A 22252-nucleotide genomic window follows, 5' to 3' on the forward strand; every position below is an offset into this window, starting at 1 on the left:
ATCTTGTTGTATACATCATACCCCCTAGAATTTCGTGGCAAAAACGCCAAACATCGGTGTTTCCCCGTACAGCAGCTGTTCCTTTTCATCCCAGAGCCTTTCCGTCAGGTCAAATTCTGCATGTACTTCCCCAAAGCCCATGCTGCGAAGCAGTTCCACATCCCAGTAGGGACGCTTCGTGCCGCTTAGGGGCAGCTGCATCGGGTCAAATGGCTCAGTAACCTCATCAGCAGTCTCCAGAGCATCACCGTACTGACGCAGGCATTCCTGCCGCCTGTCCTCTGCACGGCTGGCCATGTCCTCATCATATAAGGGCATGTTCCAGTTGGCGTCAAACAACAATAAGCGTCCCCCTGGCCTCAGCAATCGTCGGCATTCCTCGTAGACCTGCCAAGGATTTGACAACGTCCAGGTAACATTGCGGCTCACAATGGCATCAAAGGAGCCTGCGGCAAAATTCAGCTGGTTGATATCCATTTGCTGCAGGTCTACACTAACCCCAGCCATTTCAATCAGGTGTCGTGCCTGGGCCAGCATGCCCTCTGAACAGTCTACGGCCGTCACCTCAAGCCCCATCTTGGCAAGAATTATGGAGAAAAAAGCCGGGCCACAGCCCAGGTCCAGCACCCTATGTGTGTCAGCGAGCATCTTTTCCCTCAAGAGCTTCTGCCACGCCTCCACACGAAAACTTGCCAATTCATCCTGTATGATGTTGCCGTAATTCTCTGCGTCCTGGGACCAATAACGAGCCATGCTTTCAATGTCCAAAGCTGCTGCACCTCCGAATCCAATCATCAAGAAATGCCATCTGCTCTTCGGTATGGAACCAATGCTCGCCATTTTCCATAACCGTCAGCCCTGCATGGTGCTTTTCAGCGAAATCCTTCATTGTTTCAAGTGTTGTCAGCTGGTCATTCCCGCCGTACAGAATCTGCGTCGGCACATTCCATTTGATAGAATGACTCCTGACGTAGCTCAGATAATCCCAGGATAAATCCTCGCCAAATTCGGTATGTATTACGCCCCGGGCTTCCAACTCCGCCTCCGTCACATTGGCCCATTTCATCATATCCACAATCAGCTTTTCCATATCAACGATAGGCGAAATGAAATATGCCTTCTGAATAAGCCCGTCTATTTCCGCATTCATGCTGAAAAATGCCCCAATGCTGTTGGCAATCAGCCAAATATTCTCGTGTTTTTTTGCCAGCTCATCTACAGCTGCCCGAATTTCTTTCCCCGTTTCCCAGGGAGAAAATGTCTGGTAGTCCAATCCAATAACCTCATCGCCGGGAAATAGTGGCTTGTAGTGCTTACTTTCCTCAGCGGTTCCACCTTTGCCATGTACATATAATATCTGCATTCGTCTAACCCCCTCCTGCCCGGCTCAAATTCGCTATTTTTTTTCGCAAATTGTAATTTCTGTCTGTAACTGTTCCAAAAATCTCGCCGCATGCCCGCCATCCATCTGCACATGATGAAACTGTAAGGACACGGGCAAGACCGTTTTGAAAAGCCCCTTGCGGTATTTCCCCCACATCACCAACGGGTTGGAGAACTTTTCCGTATACTGATTTACGATACAATCCAGTTCTGTCTGTATCATGGCCGATGTGCCGATAATCATGCAATCTTCGATAAAACTGCTTTTACATTCCGACGCTGCCCTTTGGGTCAGCTCCAAATAATCCCGATTGAATTGTTCCAAATCATCCGAAAACGGAATGTCACAAGAGTTAATGCCACCCTGCTTGTTGGCCACAATGACATTTATGGCCAGCTTGTCGTAGCGAAAGAGCTTTCCATCTTTCGGCAGCAAGTAAAACTCTTCTATTCTGCTGGCAGCCCTGCCAATGCACCAGCACATCAGTACCGTGAATTTTATGCCACTCTTTTTCTTCATTTTCAGCAAGGGGCTGACATTCAGTGTCTTTACCAACGTTACCATCGGCATAGGTGATGACATCCACAAGGAAAAAGCCTCAGCACGGCTGCTTTCCTGTGGCAAAATCTCAGTTTTCATGATTCCCCTGCCTTTCAGCTGCCAGACCGTTTCTTGGGCTGGGACAGTTCGAAACTCTCGTCGATTCTTTGCTGGAGCTCAGACATTGGTATGCTACCATCAAGGCACACCGTGTACCAATATTTCCTGTTCATGTGCCAGCCGGGAAAATATCGCGCTCCATCAACCAAGGCGGTCACTTGCTCTGCCGTGCCATGGAGATTCATGATGCGGATGGGATGGCTGCCACCAAGACCAATCTTGCTGGGATGAACCTTCATAAAAACCGCATACCATTTCCTGGTCAGATGGGAGCGAATGACTGCCGCATCCATATCATCCTTCCAGGGATACTCGATTTCGTCACCATAGGTTTTCTGCACATAGCTCAGAAGCTCCTCTACATAAGCCCCATGGAAATTGCCATGCTCGCCGCAAGCCTCCCCGATGCGGTCAAGCACGGCCTGATAGGCGGCCCGGACTGCCCCTACAAAGGCTCCCTGGGCATTTTCCACCAGATGCAGCACATAGGGCTCCTCGGCTTCCGTGTCCAGCAGCAAAGTTGACACAACACCGTCCTTGCTGACCTTTACATGGAGCTTAAAACTGCCTGACAGCAAATCCTCTGCGTAAAAATATACATCACCGTCAAGGGCAAAGCCAAAGGGCTCCAGCTTATCTGCCATCAGCTTCGGTAGTTCTCCAAATGCCAGCTCATGCCATTCTTCTGTCCGTTTCATTGATATCTCGTCCTCAATCGGCGTCTAAGCCATTCCCTAAGCACCATAGCATGGTTCTCCTGCTCATTTTTGGCCGCAAAGACCAGCGTCAGATTCTGCGATTCCAGCAAGTTCTGGCATTTGCCCACAAACTCCTCCGCAGCTTTATTTCCATTTAGTTCTTCGATATAAGCCTGGGAAAAACCTTCAAAAGGCATTTCTCCCTGATGATACAGCTTGCGGATTTCCGTACTGGGCGTGATTTCCTTGGCCCACTCGTCAAGATGGGCAGCCTCTTTCTTTATCCCTCTGGGCCAAAGCCTGTCCACCAGCACCCTGTACCCATCCTGCTCCTCCTGTAGCTCGTATATACGCTTCAACAATATTTTGTGACTCATAAATCCGTACCTTCTTACATAGCGAGCCTTACCCGCATCAACAAAAATTCTCATAGTCAGGTTCCAACAAATCTTCCATACGACACCACATAGCCTTGGCAAGCTTGTGCAGGGGGACGGCTGATATCTTGTTTGTTTATTGACAACTTCAGACCCCTAATGATAGAATACCACTAATCGAATAAATGAGCACTACCTCCTTCACCGGATGGAAGAAAAATGTGTCCAAGTACTGACGCAGGTTCAGCCATTCTGCTGAAAGTTAATGCTTGGACCTTTTGTATTAGGAGGATATTTCATTATGTCCGAAACTATTATCACCCAAGGTCTTCCCACAGATGCAATGGCCATCCGCCAGGAAGTTTTCGTTGACGAACAGGGCTTTCACGATGAATTTGATGACATCGACAGCATAGCCCATCACCTGATTCTATATGTAGATAAACAGGCCGCAGGCTGCTGCCGTTTGTTCCCATCGAAAAGAGAAAATACATACGTTATGGGCAGACTGGCTGTTCGTAAGCAATTCCGTGGCAAGGCTTATGGAAAACTTATCCTGCAGGAAGCTGAGAAATGGCTCTGTCAACAAAACATCCGCACTCTCGAACTCTCGGCACAAGTTCGGGTAAAACCATTCTATGAGACATTGGGATATATTGCTTCTGGGGAAGAATACCTCGACGAGTATTGTCCCCATATTCACATGGAAAAAGACCTAATAAAATGAATCATTTTTTCTACATTCTTGATAACTAACATCCTCAAGCAGCAGCCCGCAAAATGTTCACAGTAAATGCTTTTAAAAAGATTTCGTACTTATACAGACAAGTATCCTATTATAGAAAAGCATAAATCTCCTCTGAACAATCGTACCAATATACATAACAATTCCACCGTGATAAATGTTTCATTTACGAATGAAAATATTCCCTGCTCTTCTGGGCCAATTACTAATATCGGTTTGGCCAGAAAAATTGCTCGCAGCATCAACATGGCTCAATGGCTAAATATAGATAACCCGAAATCCTTCCGTTGTATTCTACCAAATCACGAAGACAAACATCCCTCTGCATCTATTTATCACAATGAAGACCATGACCGTTATTTTTGCCATTGCTGCAACAATGGCCGAGGGCTTGATTCTATCGACCTTGCCCAAAAGCTCGCCCACTTGAGCGTCAAATAACAAGCGAAACTCCCCTCGACAGCAACCTCAAAAAGGTGCCCGGCAAATTGTCGGGCACCTTTGCAAGCACGTTATTTATGATGGTCAGCCTCATTCGTTAACACGAATCACATTTTCCCCATAGATGGTCTTGAAATCATCCCGCATGGAAACAGGAATCCAGCCATTTTCCTGAGCGGCGGCTTTCGTGGCCGCCGCTTTTTTGCTATTGCCAAACTCCCGCTCCAGGTCGTCACATAGAAGCACAAATGCGGCACTCTTGTAGGGATTGTCATGAATCGTATACTGAAACATACTATAATCCCCTTCGCTATTGCCGAAGGCCAGGACGGGCTGGCGGCCTATTTCACGCTGAATAGCCGCTATCTTGTTGGCTTCCGTATTCTTGAAAACACGCTCATTTCCCCGCAATAACTTTTCCCCCGGCACTATATTATAGCCATCCAGCTTGCTGCTGGGATGATTTTCTGTCACATAGGAGTAATTTGTACCAATGATACGTTCCGGCGGAATATCCATCACGCCATCTGTCAGCACCCGAAGCATTTCTCTGTCGCAGCCAGAGACAATATAGACGCTAAAATCCTTGGCCTGTAGGTAAGACACCACTTCTATCATGGGCAGGTAGAATGCTTCGCCCACCTTTAGATTGGTCAGGCCTGCTTCATAGCTTGTGTTTATGTAGTTTTTTACATAAACAGAAAACTCCCCGGGTGTCATCCCTGCAAAAGCGTTACTCTTTACATCCTTGGTAAGACGTTTACTCAAATCTGCAGGCAGCTTCTCATGCTTCAAAAGCAACGACCTTACTTTCTGAGCTGTCGCACGAACCTGAGGACTGGCCAAAAAACTCTTGTCATCCAGCACCCGGTAAAGGGACAACATCGCATCAAAATAGTAGGGGGCAGTTTCACACATCAAAGTCCCGTCACAGTCAAAGACTGCCACCCGGTCCTTTACAGGGATAAAATGGGGACTTTTCTTATTGGTCACATCTTCCACATAAGATACCAACGCCTGATAAGCCGCCGAATCCTTTTGCCAATATCTGAACTGACTGCTCCTGTTTACCTGAATCGCAGCTATTTCTTGACGGCTTATTGCGTCCGCCACGTTTATCGGAGCCATAAACCCAGCCGCCAAGGCCAGAACACAGGCTAAAAACTTTTTCTTCATAAAGACAATCCTCCATTCCCTTTCTTAGCAAACCACTTTGCAAATATCAGGTATATCTCCTTAGCCCATTCTGCATCAGGCTCACCATCAATGGTAAATCGCAGTACCTCCCCCGATGCATATAAAGCTTCAAAATCACAGGGCTGAAATTCTACGGGCAAACCTGCCGTTATATGATAAGTACCATTTTTTTTCGCCAGTCCATGCTTATCAATAGCGGTCTGCAATTTTCTTAACAGCTTCTTATCTGCGGGAAACTTGCTGCCCGAAGAGGACTCAGATGCCATCAGGACAGAACCTTCTTTTTCCACCTTGAAGGTATAAAGAGTCCCTTCACCATCATTACTTCGCCCATTGAAAATAAAGCAGTGGACATAGAACTCCGTTATCTCCTTGGATGTAATTTCCTTGGGTGCATGATAGTCTGTCTTATCTGTCACACCGCCATCAACAGGAACTGCACCCTCCCCTAGACCAAATACCCCTAAAGCACATATAATCGTTGCTAGTAACAATTTCTTGACAAACTTCACGTTCATAATATTATCCCTCACAGAATTACGCTTTGTTGTACTGCATACTATTCTCGTAAGGTACTCCCATTTCCTTCAAATGTCTTCATAGTAATGCAGATAACCGGCATATACGGCAACTGTGCCACGACCGTGCAAACTTAAGCAAAAAAACGGGCACCTCAAATACCACGAGATGCCCGTCTTTTGACAACCTAATGACTGGTCTTTTTCTTTACAATTACAAAAATTTCCTCCTTATTTCAGATAAGCTGCCCTGCTCATTGCCAAGCAGGAATTTCCCATACGAAAAAAGAAACCTATATACCATCTCTCAAGATTCTCAAAGCAGGTGAAGCGTATGACAAAAAAAATATTTGACGAAGATGTAATGCTCAGAAAATGCGAAGCACAGGTAACGGATTGTATTGAACTGAAGGATGGCTTTGGCATCGAGCTTGACCAAACCGTATTCTATCCAGAAGGCGGCGGTCAGCTCAGTGATACAGGTGAGCTTCTTATTGGAGAAAAGACTGTTGCCGTAATCCATGTCAGGGAAAAAGATGGTCACATCTTCCATGAAACCAAAGACCCCGTGGCAACTGGCACCAAAGTTGAGGCTCAAATACACTGGCAGACTCGCTTTGACCATATGCAGCAGCACTGCGGCGAGCACTTGCTGTCCTATGCCTTTTGGAAACTTTTCGGAGCGGACAATATCGGCTTCCATATGTCGCCCGATATGGTAACCATCGACTTAAGCCATCAGGTATCAACGGAAGAAATCGCCCAGGCAGAGAAACTGGCCAACGAGCATATCCAAGCCGACCTCCCCATAAGAACTGAATGGATGGATGCTGAAAAGGCCTCCAAAGCTGCCTCCCGCAAATTTAACGACAAATTGACGGGCCCTGTCCGGGTGGTTGCCATCGAAGGCAGCGATTCCTGTACCTGCTGTGGCACCCATCCTCCCAGAACCGGCATGACCGGCTTATTGAAGATTTTCAAAGCGGAAAAGCACAAACAGGGCACCAGAATATACTTTCTCTGTGGCAGACTGGCTCTGAAAAAAATCAATGACTGTTGGGAAAGCCTCAGCAAAGCCACGCAAGCCCTTTCCCTAAAAGAAGAGGAAATATGCCTTGGTGTCTCAAAACTCCAGGAAGAAAACAGCCAGCTCAGAGCACGGCTGGCCGCCTTCGAACAACAATGGGCGGTCAATCGTGCCCAACAGCTTTTGGCAGCGGCCGAGCTATCTTCTGGAGCCAAAGAGATTCTGACAGTAGAAGATGACATTACGCCGGATGCTGCCCGCAGCCTGGCCCAGGAACTTGCAAAAGACCCGTTGGTCCGAGCCGCTGTTTTCTATGCCAGCAAAGACAGGCTGAACTACATATTGGTACAAGGGGAAAAAGCAACTGGAAGCTGTCGCCAAAAAATAACCGCCATAAACGAGCTGCTGCAAGGACGAGGTGGTGGCAAAGACAATCAGGCTCAGGGAAGTGCCCCTCTTCAACCTGACTGGCAAAACATCGTAAAGCAGCACTTCTATAAATAGGACTCCCAAAGAGAATAGCTAGAAATCCATGCCTTCCAAGGAAAGCAAATATTTCTTTTTTTCCAGCCCTCCGGCGTATCCTGTAAGACTTCCGTTTGTTCCCACCACTCTGTGGCAGGGAACAATAAGCGATATGGGGTTATGACCAACAGCTCCACCTACCGCTTGGGCTGACATGGCTGGCAGCTCCTTGGAACGAGCCATCTGCCGGGCTATTTCTCCATAGGTCATCGTTTTACCATATGGTATGGTAAGTAATATTTCCCATACTGCCTTGCGAAAATCAGAACCTCGCATAGAAATCGGAGGCGTAAACTCTGGCATCCCCCCCGCAAAATAGATAGCGAGCCACCTGCTTGCAGTGTCAAAAATCGGCAGATTTTTTTCTTTGGTCTCCTTTGACAGACCATCCGCATAGTATTTCTGACGGTCAAACCATAACCCCACCAAAAATAATCCATCACTGGCCAACATGATTCTTCCCAGCGGTGATTGATAGTAATGTATATAATCCATAACGCGTCCTCCTCCATCTCTCCTATTATTGCACAAAGGTCAGGCAGCATGTTATACTCTTTAAGAAAATCAATTGAAAGAATTTTAAGAGGACACATAGAATGATAACCATATCTGAACTGAAATCTGGTCTTATCTTCGGAGATAACGAATCTGGAGAATACGTCTATATGCCTGCCAGCGAAATTGGAATAGACAACCCCATGTGCGTTTACGAAACAAACGGGCAGCATTCAGACGTAGACCTGCAGGAAGCCCTGCGTCTGATAAGAGTGCGGGCCCTGCGGCAAACGAAGCATCCTGTATTGGGAACCAGCTCCTGCTGAATTGCAATTGCCTTAGGTAATCCCTATGCATGATATCTGGAACCCTTGGCATGGGTGTGTCCGCATCAGCCCCGGCTGTGCCAACTGTTACATGTACACCCTCGACCAGCAGCGAGGAAAATCCGGGGCGGACATCTACCGCACCAACAATTTCAACTATCCCCTGCAAAGGGACCGCTATGGCAATTACAAAATCAAGTCCGGCGAACTGATTCGTGTCTGCATGACTTCCGATTTCTTTCTGGAGGAAGCCGACCAATGGCGGGCTGACGCTTGGGAAATCATGCGTCAGCGGCCTGATGTCATATTCTATCTGCTAACCAAAAGGCCTGAGCGTGTAGCAAACTGCCTGCCCGATGATTTTGGCAATGGCTGGGAAAATATCTGGTTCAATGTGACCTGTGAGAATCAGCAGATGGCCAACAAACGGCTACCATATCTAAAAGAACTCCCCTTCCGCCATAAAGGCGTCATGTGTGCCCCCCTCATCGGTCCGGTCAGTCTTCTTCCTTATCTGGATGAGGACTTTATCGAGCAGGTCATCTGTGGCGGGGAAAACTACGCGGGTTCCCGGCCCTGCAATTACGACTGGGTGCTGGCTCTGCATGATGAGTGCCGCAAAGCTAATGTTTCCTTCTCTTTTATCGAGATAGGCTCCAACTTTGTAAAAGATGGCCGCCATTATCACCTTGGCAGCAAGCAGAAACAGGCCGAACAGGCATTCAAGGCCGGTCTGAACTATGTCGACAGACCTCAGCACTTTGACCTGCATTACCCCATCGGAATACAACTTCAGCCACATGAGCTATACCAAGCACGATACGATGGCCCCCACTGCCACGCCTGTGGCAGCCGCCTGATATGCAACGGCTGCAGCCATTGCGGAAAATGTGGCGGAGATGTTTGGTAAAATTGCCAAAACTTAATAACGACGGAACCAATGAAAAACGGCCAAATACCCAAAATCCATGGATATTTGGCCGTTCTTTTAGTGGCGGAGCTCACAGGAAATCTTGGTAATCACGCCATTCTTTACCGTGAATTCTATTTCCTTGGCACCATCTGCCGTGAAATATTTGTATTCCGTATCCTGACGGTCAACATCAACCTTGTCCGCCTGTCCATACGCCGCATTAAGTTTGTCAGCACTCATGCCCAGTGTAATGCCTGCCGGGGTTTTGACTTCGCCACTCTTAACCACCACTTCTTCTACCACGCCGGGACGGTCATCATCAACTTTGATAATAAGCCCACTCTTGAAGACAGTCTTTTCGTAGTCGGCGTAAACTATCTCGCCACCAAGCTTTTTAGCCTGCTCCAGGCTCATGCCGGGTTCAATTCCACCAAGGGATACCTGCTGGGGAGCCACACTGGCAAAGGCCGTTGCAGCTGCTGCCATAAGCGTACCAAGAATCATAGCAGATAATTTCTTGTTGATTTTCATAAGAACCTCCAATCAAATGCACGTAAACTTCTTATACCTATGCATATCCTACAAGACTTCGATGAAAAACGTCTGTAATATTGCCGCTTTTTTCACAATTTCATACTCTCCAGCAAAGCCCCATTTGAGGCGATAACATCCCTGTACCATAAAAAAGACTTTTTCCGATACCGTGCCAGGGTTCCCGAACCATCGTCATTACGGTCAACATACACAAAGCCATAACGCTTCGAAATCTGGGCGGTGGATGCTGATACCAAATCAATGCAGCCCCAGCTGGTATAGCCCATGACTTCCACACCATCCTTGATGGCCTCTTCTACCTGACGCAGATGGGCTGACATGTAATTTATGCGGTAATCATCATTCACGGTTTTGCTGCCCTTGCCGTCATCGATAAGCACGTCCTTAGCACCAAGACCATTTTCCACAATGAACAGGGGCTTTTGCCAGCGGTCATAAAATTTATTCAGGGTATAACGCAGCCCTTTGGGGTCTATAGGCCAGCCCCAGTCGCTGGCTTTCAGATAGGGGTTTTTCTTGCCTCCCATGAAATTGCCCACGATTTCTTCGCCGTCAACACCTTCGCAAAGGCTCAGGTAGTAGCTGAAGGAGACAAAATTCACGGTATGTTCCTTCAGAAGCTGCAGCTCTTCTGGTGTAGATTTAATTTCAATGCCTTTTTCCCGGAAATACCGCTTCATATAGCCAGGATACTCGCCCCGCACATGCATATCACCGAAGAAATCATTAAAATGGTCGATTTCCATGACCTTGATGATGTCATCAGGATTAGGCGTCAAGGGATAAGTCGGCATAGCCAGAATCATGCATCCAACCTTGGCTTCCGGCATGATTTCATGTGCCAGCTTTGTGGCCAGGGCTGAGGCAACGAACTCATGATGCACCGCCTGATAGAGCTCCGACAGGGACAATTCTTCCTTAGGGGTGACAATACCGCCGCTCATAAAGGGGGAATGAAGGACGGAATTGATTTCGTTGAAGGTCAGCCAATATTTGACCTGGCCCTTGTAACGCTGAAAAATTGTCCGCACATAGTTAGCGTAAAAATCTATCATCTGGTGATTGGCCCAGCCGTTGTACTTGCGGGCCAGATGCAAAGGCGTTTCATAATGGGAAATGGTGACCAATGGTTCCATGCCATACTTGTGGCAGGTGGCAAAGAGCCGGTCATAAAAGGCCAACCCCTGCTCATTGGGCTGCTGTTCATCTCCTTTGGGGAAGATGCGGCTCCAGGCAATGGATGTGCGGAAAACCTTAAAGCCCATTTCCGAGAGCAGCTTGATATCTTCCTCATAACGATGATAAAAGTCAATGCCCTTTAGCTTCAGATTATCTGCCGTAGGCTCCTCAGTAGGGGCAGATTTCAGCCCCTGGGGCAGGACATCCTGAATGGACAGGCCCTTGCCATCCTCGTTATAGGCTCCTTCGCACTGATTGGCGGCTACAGCACCGCCCCATAAAAAATTCTTGGGAAATGACATCTTGTTCTCCTATTCCGCCTGTAAAATCACTCTGGCATAGCGGGTAATTGGCGGCTCGCCACTATCTGTAACTTCACAGATGATATGAATGGTCTCCCCACTGCTTATATTTTGAGGTACCGTAAAGGATACACTGCTTTCTTTGGCCGTCAGGGATACCTTTGCTCCATAGCTGCCCGCTTCCTCATACTGATACCATTTATAGCTAATCTTGTCCCCATCAGGATCCTTCCCCAATGCATGGAGGGTAATCTTTTGCCCCTGTTTTACCTTCAGGTCAAGACCTTCCTGAATTTTTACCTCAGGTGCATGATTGGCTTCCTTATAGTCCTTCAGTGTCCAGGCAACTCTGGCGGCAAAATCGTTTTGTAAATCTTTAATCCAGCGGGTCTGGGAATAAAATCTGTCCTTCTTGCCCAACTCAGGATTATAGTCGAAGGATGCCAGATTATCCTCCCATACATTATCCGCTACTGCAGAAGGAGATAATCTGCCGCTCCAACCGCCATAGCTGAAATCTTCTGCGGAACGCAGGCCATTATTAACAAGATACAGATAGGAAGGAGAGTCCCCTTCCGAAATCAGGTCGTATTTTGCAAACCCAATTTCCTTGGCTTTTTCCATATCACCAAATACATCCTGAGGGTCACCTGCCAGTTTATGCCCGTCACCATAGGTCATATAGCTGCCGCCAATGGGGCCTTGCAGTATGTTTTCCTTCATCCACTTGCCGCCAAAGTAGGGCTGCTGTGAGGCCGGTGCCACCTTGTTCCAGATATAGGCCAGGCTGGCAAATTGTTCCTTGTTGAAAGCAACCTTGATATTAGGCCAGTTGATGGCAATGTATTTTTTATAGGTTTCATCCTGGTCCATGATGTTGTAGAGAATCGCTTTTTTGCCGACATGGTCATAAATATGCTGCCATTCAGCGGTGCCCTTGTACTTGTCTTCGATGGATTTCAAGGCTCTGGCAAAGGTATTGCTGCCGCCCCAGGTTTCAAAATGAATGGGCTCCGTAGAATCTTCCAGCAACAGTTTTTCTATCCACAAAGAACCTTCGGTGTCCTTGGCCATTTCTCCTTCAAATTCGATGTTGCCCACTTTGACCAGGGACTGCAATTTGTCCGCCGTGGGATAGTTTTTATCATGCTGCACCAGTTTCGGATATACGCTGCGGTACTTCTCGATATATTCCTTTATCCAGTCAGTGCCGCACCAACGCAAATCCGTATGCTTGCCAGGGTGGTATTCTTTTACCCACTTCATATTGGACTCAAATTCCGTGCCCTTGCCATCACCCTTGTAATGCCACATGGAGCTTGAGTAAATAATCCCCCGCACATCCACATCATTGATATAAAGCAGGAAACGCAGGAAGGAATCCATATCATCTACTTCACCATCGGTCATAACCACCGTCTGTAGTCTTTCTGCGGCATTAACTGTATTATTTTGCGGAAGGATAGCCGACATGGCTACACCTCCCAGCAAAAGAGCTGCCAACTTTTTCTTATTCATGCCATACTCCTCTTACACTGTCGTCAACAACAAATCAGCAAAAGATACCTTATTTTCCTTGGTAACATTTATCTCGCTGTACTCGCTTGTATTGGTAACAATAACTGGCGTAATGGTCTTGTAGCCTTCCTCCCGGATTTTTTCCGGGGAAAATTCAATCAGGGTCTGGCCAGCAGTTACCTTATCTCCCTGTGCCACCAAAGCCTTAAAATACTTGCCTTCCAGCTTTACGGTGTCCATACCGACATGAATCAGGACTTCACGGCCATCATCCAAGGTCAGGCCTACTGCATGACCTGTGGGAAAAATAGTGGTTACCACACCATCAGCGGGAGCAATAACCCGACCTTCATCCGGCTCAATGGCTACGCCCTGGCCCATGCAGCCGGAAGCAAACACGTTATCGGGCACTTCTTCCAAAGGAACAATTTTGCCGGACAAAGGAGCGACCATAGCTCCCTGAGGCATGTCTTCATAGGAGATTTTCGTTACATTCGCATCCTGCTTTTCGACCTGCCTATACAGAAGTACCGTCATCAACAAGCCTGTGGCAAAAGCCACCCCAGAGGCCAGCATAGCCGTATACATACCGGACAAATCACCGGAGGATACAGAGATAAAGTTAGGATAGCCAAAAATTCCTAAACCGCCCAGCAGATAAAATCTGGCACCCAAAGCTGCCAAAATTCCGCCGCCAACAGCTGCACCAATGCAGGAAATCACAAAGAATTTCTTCCGGGGCAGGGTAACGCCGTAAATACAGGGCTCAGTTACACCAAACAGGCCCGAAATGCAGGCCGGAATGGCAAGATTTCTCAGCTTCTTATCCTTGGTACGTAAAATAATTGCCAGCGCTACACCAATCTGGGCAAAGGAAGCGGCAAAATGGGACATTACCACTGGGTCATAGCCCAGAACGCTGATGTTGTTCAGCATAATGGGAACCAGCCCCCAATGAAGGCCAAAGATAATAAATACCTGCCACAAGCCCCCGACAAAGATGCCTGCCAAAACAGGACTGAAATTATAGATTCCCGTGGCCGCTGCTCCCACCAGCTGACCTACCCAGGTAGCCAACGGGCCAATCAGCAGAAAAGTCAAAGGAATCAACACGCAGAGGGTCAGGAAGGGCACCAGGAAATTCTGCAGCATGGCAGGCACCAGGCGTACAAACAACTTTTCAATCTTGGCCCCAAAATACAAGGCCAGGATAATGGGAATTACACTGGAGGCATAGCTCATCAGTATAACCGGCAGTCCCAGAAACTCCATATGTACTGCCGACTCAAACACAGTTCCGGCAAAGAGCGTATACATTTTCTCGCTGTTCATAATGGTGGGCAGGGTAGGATAAACCAAGGCCGCAGCCACCGCCATCCCCGTAAATTCATGCATGCCGAACTTACGGGCTGCTGACAGGCCCAGAAAGATGGGCAGGAAATAGAAGAAGGCATCGCCAATGATATTCAGCATCTGTGCCGTGCCGCTTTCAGGTGCCATAACCTCCAGAGCCAGAAGCAGAGCCGTAAAGCCTTTAATCATACCTGTGGCTACCAGCACAGAAAGAATCGGCGTAAAGATGCTGGAGATAAGGTCAATAAAGCGGTCCAGCAGACTACCTTTTACCTCCTGACTATCCTCTTCAGCCTTATCCTTGCCACCCTGAATGGCTGTCTGCTCAAGAATCGTTTCATATACGTCTTTCACAGCATTGCCGATAACCACCTGATACTGTCCGCCACTTTGCACCACCGTCATAACGCCGTCCATGGCTTCCAGCGTTTCCTTGTTGGCCAAGTTTTCATCCTTGAGTTTGAAACGCAATCTTGTAATACAATGGGTCAACGATATTACATTTTCCTCGCCGCCGACATTTTTTATAATGTCAGCGGCCAGACCTTTATACTTCTCCATTTATATAAAACCTCGCTTAAATCTTATTCATTGACACGCTCCGGGGCATAGACGATATTGCCAATGCCACCGTCCAAGCGATTATGGTCAGGGCCGATTTCATAGGCGATATTGGCCTTCTGCCCCATAAATTCAAAGGGCACCTTGTCATCCTTACCCGCCTTAATCTGCTGGCAATCCTCAATCAGCCGAGCCAGATAGTCCACGGTTAAATCCCCGCTGCCATGGGAGCAATACACTTTGTCGTATTTGCCAGCGGTTTCCTGCTGCAGTTTTCTCAGGCTCTTTTCATAGCTGCTCAGGCCCAAAGTTTCCTTGCCAAAGAGGAAAGTAAACATATTGGCTCCGTCCCCGGTAATAAGGGCACGATTTTCCCGCAGCAGCACCGCCTTCATACCCTGGGTATGTCCTGGAACATCATAGATATCCAAATGCACGCCACCTAAGTCAAAGGTCATGCCTGCCTTCAGATCCTTGAATCTGTCGGCATTATCTTCGGCCCTGTAATCAGAGGTATTAACCGTAGCTGCCCACTGGGGATTTGTGCCGCCGATATAGCCTGTTCTGGAGGCAAAGGCCGTATGCTCCTTAAAGAGTTCCTTATCCTTGCCACTCATATAAACCTCTGCAAACTCTGCTGTGCCGGAGGCATGGTCCACATGTCCATGGGTCAAAATAACCACCAGCGGCTTATTGGTCAGCTTCTCCACATAGGTCTTGAGGCTGCCCACCCCAATACCAGTGTCAATCAAAGCCGCTTTATCCTTGCCTTCCACCAGATATATCATATCCCCGGTCATATCCTTGATACGGGTGATATTATGGTCTATCTTGGCAGAGCGAAAGGGCAAAAGCTGCTCTTGGGTCTGTGCAGCCTGCAGGCTGCTTCCTTCTGCCGCCTGTGCCGAACCTGCCATAGGGGACAGAACGGTCATCATGGACAGCATAACTGCCGCTATCAGTTTCTTTTTCATATTCAACATCCTCATTTCACCATAAAGGTATAATTACCGGAGCCCAGCTGGAAGCTTTCCTGCCGGTCTATTTTTTTGCCATTACAGGTAAGGTCTTTGCCCAAATTCGGCAATTCCAGCGTGGCTGTGGTATTGGCAGGCACATGGAAAACGAACTGCCAACCATCGGCGGTCTTTTCCCAACTGCTTTCTATCCTGCCATATACACTGTCATAGTGGCCCTTGGCCCAGGTCATCTTCCCTGACTCATCCACCTGAGGACGCAGGTAAAAATGCTTAAAGCCCGGATTCTTTTCATCACAGACAATGCCCAGGGAAGAATCCATCATCCAGGCCCCTACAGCTCCAAAGGAGTAATGATTGAAGGAATTCATGCTGTTGTTGCCTCCAAAGCCCCGCTCCTTGGTATAGGAATCCAGACGCTCCCAAATGGTGGTGGCACCATTCTTTACGGGATAGAGCCAGCTTGGATAAGCATCATTTTGCAGCAGACGATAAGCCGCTAAGTTATGCCCAGTCTCCGTCAGGGCATGACTGATGGCTGCCGTGCCGATAAAGCCCGTCATCAAGGAATATGCCGGTCTTTGCACCTTCAAATCGTCCACATGGGTGCTTTCCACAGTTTTCAGGAGATTTTTCCCCACCATTGCCTTTTTGCTGTCATCCACCACACTTAGAGCCAGTGGCACGGCATAGGCGGTCTGGGTATCCATTAACTTGCCTGTGGAATCCAGAGCTTTTCCTTCAGCAGTCAGGAATTTGTCATTAAAATACTGACGGCGTTTTTCATACAGGTCATGGTACTTGGCAGCATCTGATGTCTTGCCCAGTTTCTCCGCTGTCTTCCACAGGATTTCCAAATTGCTGACACCATAGGCCTGCCAGAGATACTGTGGTTCATTTTTACTGTTTTCCGGCCCCAGCCAGTCACCCAGCCCCGGCAAACCTTTGGCTTCCTTGTAGAGACCATCGGACTGCTCACAAGCTGTCATATAATCCACATAATGCTTCATCGCTTCATAATGCTCTTCCAGCACTGCCGTATCGCCGTACTGCAGATAAAGCTGCCAGGGAATCTGCACCCCGGCACTGCCCCAGATAAAGCCCCCGGCACCATGGCCCAGGGGAGCCGTATCCGTAAAGCGTCCATCTGACGCCTGGGTATCCCTCATGCTCAGCATATGCTGCCGCAGGAAGTTGTCGCTGTTTGCCAGATAAACTGCCGTATTGCCAAAGACGTTAAGGTCTCCAGACCAGCCCATACGCTCATTACGCTGGGGGCAGTCTGTGGGAATGGCCAGAAAATTAGCACGGGTAGACCACTGGATATTCTTAAACAGACGATTCACATCTTCATTTGATGTCTCATACCCTGCCGTATCCTGCGGCACCGAGGTAAGCACCCTGCCACGAACTGCCATTAGGGGCAAAGCCTTATCCACTCCCGTTATCTCCAAATAGCGGTAACCATGGAAGGTAAACCGGGGAGACAACCTCTCCCGGCCCCCCTTCAGGATAAAGTTATCCCGCACCATGGCAGCCCGCAGGTTCTCCACCATGAGCATGTCCTTGTTTTCTCCATCAGGATACAGGACTTCAGCATAACGCATGGTTATCTGCTGACCTTTGCGGCCCTCAATATCAAGAACGGGCACACCGGCAAAATTCTGCCCCATATCGTAGACAAAAACACCGGGACGAACCTCTTTTACGGACTGAGCTGTCAGTTCATGCTGCTGTGCTGCCTGCACCGCAGTGCCTGCCTGAGCCACAAAATCTATTTTGGAAAAATCCTGCTCATAAGTCCTGTCTGTCAAGAACTCATGCCACTTCCCTGTGGCAGTGGTTCCTGCCAGACTCACTTCCCCAGCCTTTTTCCAGCCGTGCTTCTGCCCGTCATAGCCTGGCTTATCCCAGCCTTTCAGAGCTTCGGCCCGCAGGCTGTCATAAGTCTCTCCCTGGAAAAAACTTCCCAGACGCAACGGGCCATCGGCGTAATACTGCCAGGTATCCGGCTGGGTCGTTATGATATCCTCCGTGCCATCTTCGTAACTGATAACCAGTTTAGCCAACAGGGACTGGCGGTCACCGAAGTAATTCCAGTTGGTGCCCAAAAAGGTAATAGCACCACTCCACCAGCCTTCACCCAGCTGGGCACCCAGAGCGTTCTGCTTACCCGCTCTTATGAGCTTTGTCACATCATAAGCCTGATAAAGCTGGGTCTTGTTATACTGGGTAAAGCCAGGAGCAAAATAATCCTCGCCCACCTTCTGCCCATTCAAGGAAAGTTCATAAATACCACGGGCCGCCGCATAAAGTCTGGCCTGACGAATTTTCTTTTTAGCCTTAAATTCCGTACGCAGCATGGGCATGGCATCATGGGAGGGATTCAGCAGCTGCATAGTCCCTTTATCATTTCCCTGCAAAACTGCAGTGGCTTCCGATACAAAAAGTTCTGCACAGGGCGTGCGGAAATTTTTCACTGTCAGGTTGGTAAAGGCCGCATCTTCTCCAGCGGGTACAGCATAGCCAATATCTGCCAAGGCCGGATAAGCATTTGAGCCGCCACTCATGCCGAAGGGATTGCCATTTATCCCCTTGCTCCAGGGGTCAAGTTCTGGTACCTCAAGTTCCTGTCCGTCAATAGATGCCGCCATAATGCCATACATGCTGCTGATTTCCAGATGATGTTTATGCTGGTAATTCTGGGAATTTATCAGGATATTGGGTATCTCAATGCTGCCAAAGGGCTTATCATCGCTGTCTCCTTTCACATAGCCCACCCGATAAAAGTTAACCTTTGCTCCCTTTTCTATCTGAGAGCAGTCAAGCTCTGCCCGGAAGTAGCTCTTGTCTTTGCCTGCTTCTATACCTGCCATATTCATATTGACATTCAGCATACGGCTGTCATTAGCACCATAGATAAGGCTGGCCCGTTTGCTATTTTTTCCCAATTCAATATCACAGCCCAGACGGAACACGGTCAGGCTCTGGGAGTCAAGGGGCAAAGTCTTTTCACAGCTGCCAATCCATTTGGCCCCGGACCAATCTCCTTCGCCATCCCGGTCAGGATTCAGCCCCATGCCAAAACGAGCACTTTTTTGCCGCAAATTGCCATCTTTATCCCAGACCTTCACTTCCCAGTAATAATCACGGCCGGGCTCTAATTTACTGCCTCCATAAGCAATATCCAGGGATTTTCCTGCAGCTACTCTGCCAGTATCCCATACCACCTTGCCCTGCATATCCTTTACCGTCAGCTGATAGGCGGCCTGCAATAGATTTCGTTCTCCAGCCTCTGCCTGCATCTGCCAGGAAAAACGCGGTTTTTCCTGGTCAATAGCCTGGGGGTTGTCCTGCTGTTCCACTGCCATTTTTTCAATGGTAAAAGCCTCGGCATAATTCTGCGAAAAACCCAAAGCTGCCAAAGCTGCTAACAGCGATGCATTTTTTATCCACTTGCGTTGCATTTCATTTTCTCCTTTATAACGCTTTAGAAGAACAGATTCATCTGTGCCCGAACATCCCTGCGGCGTTCACCAGTATCGATATCCTTGGCAAATGTCGCATAGGCTTCAAAGAGCATCTTGTCATCAAACACATAGTTAAAGCCCGGACGCAGACCCTTCATATTGTCAAATTCCATGGTATCCGAGAACTGGGAAAGGGTCGGCTGATAGAGATACATCAGATAAGCTGACCATGTACCCGGTTTCATAATATCGGCCTTGCCATAGGTCAGGCGTCCATAAAATACCGGCTTCGTACTGGTGTTATAATTGTTGCTGTTTTTCCAGTAGGAACGTTCCGCCTTAATCAAATCATGGTCAACGTGGGCATTACTATCTTCTACTACCGTAGTCAGCTGCCACTTTTTATTAAGCTGGCGTTCATATCCCAAATAACCGTAAAGGACTCTGTTCTGGTCATCCTTTTGGAAATGGCGGGACGACGGTGTCATGGCATAAAGCCCCCAGGATAACGTGCTCTTATCATCCGGCTTCGTTTCAAACTTCAGCGAAGTATATTCCTGACGCTCCTGGATTTTATTCTCAACTCCAGGAATCGGCCCCGGTGCAAACCAGTTTCCCTTCGGCCAGTCAATAACCCGCCCATGGAACATGGTGGTGGTAATCTTGCCTGGAATGCGTACCTGCACACCATTCACACGGCTGTCGATGCCGAAGCCGTAGGTGCCGATATCATACATACGGCCAATGGAAATATCAAACTTGGAAAACTTGCCTTCCAGCAGCAGTTCATTAGCAATATTGGTCTGCATATTAAGGTCAGCATCTGCATGCCGGGGTTCCATATCGTTTATGGTGTCCATGGAACGCTGGAACTCATTGCCCAGTACGATAGTCCAACGGGGATTTACCTTATACTGATGTACTAAGTGCAAATTGAAATGATTGTAGCGACGTTGCCAGCCGTTGCCATAGTCATTATTCTGGAAACGCATGCGGGCAAAGCCCCAGAAGCTGTATTTATCATCCAGCACCGGCTTTTTAGGCGGTACCTTTGCTTCATTGGTAGGCTGCTTGGCATTGTCCGGATATGCTTCCATCTTGCCTGCATCATTTGTATTTTTGACATCCTGAGGCGTAAGTTTTCTCTCGACCTGAGGCCTTACCGGTGTTCCCGCATAGGCATCTCCGGCATCATTTCCTTGCATTTTGTCGAGCTTTTCCAGCTGGCCCAAAAGCTCCACCTTCCGGATATCGCTGGCATATGCCTCCTGCAGCTTTTGTAATGCCGTCTTCTGCTTGTCTGTCAACGATGCAGAACTTTGTGCATCATTGACGATAACGGCCATTTCAAACCGGCTCATCACCTTTCCTTCCGGAATAATACCTTGATGATGGGGAATACCGCCATCAGCTAGCAGCTCGTTCATCACCCCATATGTCCAGTCCCCTGCAGGTACTTCAGCGAAAAAACTTGTCTCAGCCGAAGCACTATTTCCCAGACAAAGAGCAGCTCCCAAACAAAGCGGCATTATCCTTTGCAGAACTTTTTTTGATTTTACTTTACGCATAACATACATCCCCCTGATAATCTCTAATTGCTTGCTACACAAAAGTTTAACAAGAGAAAAAGATGGCCGCCATGTTAGCAAAGGACAGAATAATTATCCTTTGCAGACATGACATCCATCTGAAAGTACGTTATAATGAGTAAACAATAAACCGCCAACACGACGAGACAGGAGGAAATATGCTCTATATCAGCGATTTAATGCCCCTGACAGCTGCAGAGCTGGACTACCGGGCCTTACAGCAACGTTATCCATTCATACATCAGTTGCCGCCGCTCCCCCTGCCCGACCTTCTACGCCGCCTGCAAAGCTATCCAGAGTATGAGCAGGCTTATCAACGTCACTTTGGCCGCTTTGAACACAAAACAAATGTCACAGAACAAATCTTCCAACGCCCTCAGGATGTAGAAGTCGTTATGCATCCCCGTTTTGTGCCAGGGATTTTGCACAGCCATGAATTTTTTGAGCTTATCTATGTACTGAGCGGCACAGTAGAACACTATACGGACAATACGCCCCAACGTCTTAATCTCGGGGATATATGTATTATCGCCCCAGGAGTTACTCATGGAATCGGCACTTGCCAAAAAGACACGTTACTGATGAGCGTTGTACTGCGTGCCAGTACCTTTGCCGAAACCTTTTTTAATATTTTGCAGGAAGATGCCATGCTGACAGCCTTCTTCACCCGGGCTCTCTATGCTGGCGGTGCAGGTATCCTTCATTTCAGCACTGGTTATGACCGGGAAATTTGTCAGCTGATGCTGACCATGCTCTACGAATTCAGGAGCAACAAACTCTATAATGGAAAAATGCTCAACAGCCTGATGACTGCCTGCTTCATTCTCCTGCTGAGAAGCCATGCCGACAGTGCAAAAACCAAAGACACCAGCCCTAATTCCGCCATTGTCCCCATCCTCCACTACCTGCAAAATAACAGTGAAAACCTGACACTGCACCAGCTGGCCCAGCATTTCTCTTACAGCGACAGACAGATGACCCGGCTACTGGTACAGAGCACCGGACAAAACTTTACCCAGCTTATCCAAAGACTGAAACTGGAGAAAGCACGCATCCTGCTGGCCCACAGCAATCTGTCTATCCAGGAAATCATCAACCGCTGCGGCTACTCGAATCCCACCTACTTCTACCGTCTTTTTGCCAAAAATTTCCAAATGACACCAGCATCATATAGACAAAAGCAACTTGGTATTTGAGCCAAACACCAAAGGTACCTAAATTGGTTGATATATTTTTCATGCAACCAATTTAGGTACCTTTGTTTCTGAAAGAATAAGTTACCACCTATATATCACTTTACTCCCCCCAAAATTCACTCGTTGAATTTTCTTTAGTAAACTAAAGTATTTAGAAAATACTTGATTTATTTTATACTCGGTGCTAATATTAACTAAAAAGGTTATATAACCTATATAAGTTTATTCGATTAGGATGTGATAAAA

At 47.9% G+C, this 22252-nt stretch carries 20 protein-coding genes; 5 read left to right on the forward strand and 15 right to left on the reverse strand.

The features are described 5' to 3' along the window. Positions 1 to 24: 24 nt before the first annotated feature. Genes SELR_RS14885 through SELR_RS14905 form a run of 5 tightly spaced genes read right to left on the reverse strand, consistent with a single transcriptional unit; the run spans position 25 to position 3119 of the window. The gene (locus SELR_RS14885; RefSeq protein WP_014430982.1) at positions 25 to 795 is read right to left on the reverse strand and encodes a class I SAM-dependent methyltransferase; all 771 of its coding nucleotides are present in this window, start codon (positions 793 to 795) and stop codon (positions 25 to 27) included. Then, the gene (locus tag SELR_RS14890; RefSeq protein WP_014430983.1) at positions 758 to 1363 is read right to left on the reverse strand and encodes an alpha/beta hydrolase; all 606 of its coding nucleotides are present in this window, start codon (positions 1361 to 1363) and stop codon (positions 758 to 760) included. Before SELR_RS14890 ends, SELR_RS14885 begins: the two co-directional genes overlap by 38 nt. A gap of 33 nt (positions 1364 to 1396) precedes the next feature. Continuing rightward, entirely contained in the window at positions 1397 to 2023 is a 627-nt protein-coding gene (locus SELR_RS14895) for a CatA-like O-acetyltransferase, family 2 (protein WP_014430984.1), read from the reverse strand. Positions 2024 to 2037: 14 nt separating this feature from the next. Next, positions 2038 to 2742, reverse strand: a complete 705-nt coding sequence (locus SELR_RS14900; RefSeq protein ID WP_014430985.1) for an MmcQ/YjbR family DNA-binding protein — start codon at positions 2740 to 2742, stop codon at positions 2038 to 2040. Further along, positions 2739 to 3119, reverse strand: a complete 381-nt coding sequence (locus SELR_RS14905; protein ID WP_014430986.1) for a DUF488 domain-containing protein — start codon at positions 3117 to 3119, stop codon at positions 2739 to 2741. The genes SELR_RS14900 and SELR_RS14905 overlap by 4 nt, the downstream gene beginning before the upstream one ends. Before the next feature lie 301 nt (positions 3120 to 3420). Between SELR_RS14905 and SELR_RS14910 the strand changes: the two genes are divergently transcribed. After that, positions 3421 to 3846, forward strand: a complete 426-nt coding sequence (locus SELR_RS14910; protein WP_014430987.1) for a GNAT family N-acetyltransferase — start codon at positions 3421 to 3423, stop codon at positions 3844 to 3846. A 549-nt stretch (positions 3847 to 4395) separates the two neighbouring features. Here the strand turns inward: SELR_RS14910 and SELR_RS14915 are convergent. Together SELR_RS14915 and SELR_RS14920 are read right to left on the reverse strand one after the other, a co-directional pair. Beyond that, the gene (locus SELR_RS14915) at positions 4396 to 5481 is read right to left on the reverse strand and encodes a haloacid dehalogenase-like hydrolase (protein ID WP_014430989.1); all 1086 of its coding nucleotides are present in this window, start codon (positions 5479 to 5481) and stop codon (positions 4396 to 4398) included. Next, positions 5478 to 6020: a hypothetical protein gene (locus tag SELR_RS14920; RefSeq protein ID WP_014430990.1), complete on the reverse strand. Its 543-nt coding sequence runs from the start codon at positions 6018 to 6020 to the stop codon at positions 5478 to 5480. The genes SELR_RS14915 and SELR_RS14920 overlap by 4 nt, the downstream gene beginning before the upstream one ends. 334 nt (positions 6021 to 6354) lie before the next feature. Here SELR_RS14920 and SELR_RS14925 point away from each other — a divergent pair, with 334 nt between their 5' ends. After that, the gene (locus tag SELR_RS14925) at positions 6355 to 7551 is read left to right on the forward strand and encodes an alanyl-tRNA editing protein (RefSeq protein WP_014430991.1); all 1197 of its coding nucleotides are present in this window, start codon (positions 6355 to 6357) and stop codon (positions 7549 to 7551) included. A gap of 18 nt (positions 7552 to 7569) precedes the next feature. Here the strand turns inward: SELR_RS14925 and SELR_RS14930 are convergent, their stop codons facing one another. Beyond that, positions 7570 to 8067: a methylated-DNA--[protein]-cysteine S-methyltransferase gene (locus SELR_RS14930; protein ID WP_014430992.1), complete on the reverse strand. Its 498-nt coding sequence runs from the start codon at positions 8065 to 8067 to the stop codon at positions 7570 to 7572. A gap of 101 nt (positions 8068 to 8168) precedes the next feature. Between SELR_RS14930 and SELR_RS14935 the strand changes: the two genes are divergently transcribed. After that, a complete protein-coding gene (locus tag SELR_RS14935) occupies positions 8169 to 8393 on the forward strand; it encodes a hypothetical protein (RefSeq protein ID WP_014430993.1) in 225 nt (74 codons plus the stop codon). A gap of 25 nt (positions 8394 to 8418) precedes the next feature. After that, positions 8419 to 9303: a DUF5131 family protein gene (locus tag SELR_RS14940; protein WP_014430994.1), complete on the forward strand. Its 885-nt coding sequence runs from the start codon at positions 8419 to 8421 to the stop codon at positions 9301 to 9303. Between the two features lie 78 nt (positions 9304 to 9381). Here the strand turns inward: SELR_RS14940 and SELR_RS18000 are convergent, their stop codons facing one another. The 7 genes from SELR_RS18000 to SELR_RS14975 form a co-directional block, all read right to left on the reverse strand. Continuing rightward, complete coding sequence (locus SELR_RS18000; protein WP_014430995.1) at positions 9382 to 9837, reverse strand: hypothetical protein; 456 nt, start codon at positions 9835 to 9837, stop codon at positions 9382 to 9384. Between the two features lie 92 nt (positions 9838 to 9929). Continuing rightward, positions 9930 to 11342, reverse strand: a complete 1413-nt coding sequence (locus SELR_RS14950) for a glycoside hydrolase family 1 protein (protein ID WP_014430996.1) — start codon at positions 11340 to 11342, stop codon at positions 9930 to 9932. Between the two features lie 9 nt (positions 11343 to 11351). Next, the gene (locus SELR_RS14955) at positions 11352 to 12860 is read right to left on the reverse strand and encodes a DUF1593 domain-containing protein (RefSeq protein ID WP_014430997.1); all 1509 of its coding nucleotides are present in this window, start codon (positions 12858 to 12860) and stop codon (positions 11352 to 11354) included. Between the two features lie 12 nt (positions 12861 to 12872). After that, entirely contained in the window at positions 12873 to 14774 is a 1902-nt protein-coding gene (locus SELR_RS14960) for a beta-glucoside-specific PTS transporter subunit IIABC (protein ID WP_014430998.1), read from the reverse strand. 23 nt (positions 14775 to 14797) lie between these two features. Then, positions 14798 to 15748 carry an MBL fold metallo-hydrolase gene (locus tag SELR_RS14965; protein WP_158645833.1) on the reverse strand — a complete coding sequence of 317 codons (951 nt, stop codon included), beginning with the start codon at positions 15746 to 15748 and terminating at the stop codon, positions 14798 to 14800. 11 nt (positions 15749 to 15759) lie between these two features. After that, entirely contained in the window at positions 15760 to 19218 is a 3459-nt protein-coding gene (locus SELR_RS14970) for an alpha-L-rhamnosidase (protein ID WP_014431000.1), read from the reverse strand. 23 nt (positions 19219 to 19241) lie between these two features. Beyond that, the gene (locus SELR_RS14975) at positions 19242 to 20789 is read right to left on the reverse strand and encodes a porin family protein (protein ID WP_014431001.1); all 1548 of its coding nucleotides are present in this window, start codon (positions 20787 to 20789) and stop codon (positions 19242 to 19244) included. Positions 20790 to 20968: 179 nt separating this feature from the next. On the opposite strand from SELR_RS14975, the gene SELR_RS18505 reads away from it, so the two are divergent. Next, a complete protein-coding gene (locus SELR_RS18505; RefSeq protein ID WP_014431002.1) occupies positions 20969 to 22006 on the forward strand; it encodes an AraC family transcriptional regulator in 1038 nt (345 codons plus the stop codon). Positions 22007 to 22252: the final 246 nt, after the last annotated feature.

The organism is Selenomonas ruminantium subsp. lactilytica TAM6421 (assembly GCF_000284095.1).
In the GTDB taxonomy this organism is placed as follows: Bacteria; Bacillota; Negativicutes; order Selenomonadales; family Selenomonadaceae; genus Selenomonas_A; species Selenomonas_A lactilytica.